General features: G+C 71.0%; 3 protein-coding genes. All 3 read left to right on the forward strand.

Features of this window, described 5'->3' with window-relative positions:
• Window positions 1-504: Rossmann-fold NAD(P)-binding domain-containing protein (locus tag C665_RS19215; protein WP_004327996.1), on the forward strand; the 504-nt coding region annotated here is incomplete at its 5' end.
• A gap of 61 nt (window positions 505-565) precedes the next feature.
• Complete coding sequence (locus C665_RS19220; RefSeq protein WP_004327998.1) at window positions 566-976, forward strand: CopD family protein; 411 nt, start codon at window positions 566-568, stop codon at window positions 974-976.
• A 2-nt stretch (window positions 977-978) separates the two neighbouring features.
• Entirely contained in the window at window positions 979-2,484 is a 1,506-nt protein-coding gene (locus C665_RS19225) for a sigma-54-dependent transcriptional regulator (protein ID WP_004328000.1), read from the forward strand.
• Window positions 2,485-2,514: the final 30 nt, after the last annotated feature.

A 2,514-nucleotide genomic window follows, 5' to 3' on the forward strand; every position in this document is an offset into this window, starting at 1 on the left:
GCGCAGACCGCGCGCGGCCGCCGACGGGTGGATGCCGAGCGCCGCCTGCGCGCCTTCGGCCGCCGTAACCGGGTGCGGGTCGCCCTGCTGCGCGCGCCCGGCATCTACGCCGCCGACCGTCTGCCGCTCGAGCGCCTGCGTCGCGGCGATCCGGTGCTCGCCGCCGACGAGGATGTGCACACCAACCACATCCACGCCGAGGACCTCGCCCGCATCGCCTGCCTGGCGCTGTTCCGTGCCGGGCCGGGGCGGGCCTACAACGCCAGCGACGACTCCGGCCTGCGCATGGGCGAGTACTTCGACGCGGTCGCCGAGCGTTTCGGCCTGGCGCGCCCGCCACGCATGGCACGAGCCGAGATCGTCCGCCACCTGTCGCCGCTCGCGCTGTCCTTCATGAGCGAGTCGCGCCGCCTCGACAACCGCCGGCTGAAGCGGGAACTGCGCCTGCACCTGCGCTATCCGACGGTGGCCGACGGCTTGCGCGCCGCGACCGTTCCCGTCTGAACCGCGGCGCTTTGCCGCGCCGCGGGTGAACTTCCCCGATCGAACCTGGAGCCCTTCCCGCATGCTGACCCTCAAGGCCTTTCACATCGTCTTCGTCGTGAGCTGGTTCGCAGGCCTGTTCTACCTGCCACGCCTCTTCGTCAATCACGCCATGGTCGAGGACGCCGCCACCCGCGAGCGCCTGGCGATGATGGAGATGAAGCTCTACCGCTTCATGACGCCGCTCGGCATCCTCGCCGTGGGCCTCGGCCTGTGGCTGTGGTTCGGCTACGGCTTCGCCGGCGGCTGGCTGCACGTGAAGACCCTGCTGGTGGTGTTCCTGATCGCCTACCATCTGTATTGCGGCCGCCTGATGCGCGCCTTCGCCGAGGGACGCAACACGCGCAGCCACGTGTGGTACCGCTATTTCAACGAGATCCCGGTGCTGGTGCTGTTCGTGGTGGTGTTCCTCGTGGTCTTGAAGCCCTTCTGAACATGGTCGCGAAACGGATCGGGGGCGGCGGGGACGACGTGCAGATGGCGCACGGCGTGCGGGGCGACGAGGCGAAGGCGCTCGCGCAAGGTGGAGTCGGGCGCGCCGAGCCCGCGCGCCCGGTGGAGCTCGCCGACTACCAGTGGCCTGCGCACTCGGTGCTGGTGGTCGACGACGAGGAGGGCATGCGCAATTTCCTCGAGCGCACGCTCGCGCGCCGCTGCGGCATGGTGCAGTCGGCCGCCGATGCCGAGCACGCCGCGGTGCTGATGGCGCGTCTGCATTTCGACCTGCTGGTCCTCGACATCGCCCTGCCTGGCAAGTCGGGGATCGAGTGGCTGCACGAGCTGCGCGAGAATGGTTATGCTGGCGACGTGATCCTGATCACCGCCTTCGCCGACATGGAGACCGCGATCGACGCGCTGCGCGGCGGCGCCTCGGACTTCATCCTCAAGCCCTTCCGCGTCGACCAGATCCTCAACTCGATCAAGCGCTGCTTCGAGCGTGCCGGCCTGGCGCGCGAGAACTTCGTGCTGCGCCGCGAGCTCGCCGGCCTGGGCGCCGAGCCCACCGGGCTGATCGGCCACTCGCCCGCGATGGAGCAGCTGCGCGCGCTGGTGCGCCGCGTCGGGCAGATGCCGAGCACGGTGCTGCTGCTGGGCGAATCCGGTACCGGCAAGGAGGTGGTGGCGCGCGCGTTGCACCAGACCAGCCCGCGCGCGCAGCGCCCCTTCGTGCCGCTCAACTGCGCGGCGATCGCCTCCGAGCTGATCGAGAGCGAGCTCTTCGGCCACGTCAAGGGCGCCTTCACCGGCGCCACCGAGAACCGCAACGGCCTGTTCTACTACGCCCACGGCGGCACGCTCTTCCTCGACGAGATCAGCGAGCTGCCGCTGGCGATGCAGACCCGGCTGCTGCGGGTACTCGAGGAGCGCAAGCTGCGCCCGGTCGGTTCCGAGCGCGAGCTGCCGGTGGATGTACGCATCATCGCCGCCTCCAACCGCGACCTCGCCGCCGAGGTGCGCGCCGGACGCTTCCGCGAGGACCTCTACTACCGCCTCGCGGTGGTGGACATCGGCCTGCCGCCGCTGCGCGACCGTACCGAGGACATCCCCGAGCTGATGCGCCACTTCATGCAGCAGTTTTCCGTCCAGCTCGGCGTGCCGCCGCTGCCGCTCTCGCACGAGGTGGTGAGCCGGCTCGCCGGCTACACCTGGCCTGGCAACGTGCGCGAACTGCGCAACTACATCGAGCGCTCGCTGATTCTCGGCCACTTCCCGGCGCAGCCGAGCGCCGCACCGACCGCCGCGCCGACGCCGGCGGGCGAGCTGGAGTCGAGCCTGGCCGAGGTCGAGCGCCGCCACATCGAGCGTGTGACCGCCGCCTGCGAGGGCAACAAGACCGAGGCCGCGCGCCGGCTGGGCGTGTCGCGCAAGACCCTGGAGCGCAAGTTCGCCGAGTGGGCGCTCGAGGACGCCGCGGCCGCGCGTGCGGAGCGGCGGGCCTGAGCGTGGCGGGGGTCGGGGCGAGCAGGCCGC

Source organism: Thauera aminoaromatica S2, from assembly GCF_000310185.1.
Lineage (GTDB): Bacteria > Pseudomonadota > Gammaproteobacteria > Burkholderiales > Rhodocyclaceae > Thauera > Thauera aminoaromatica.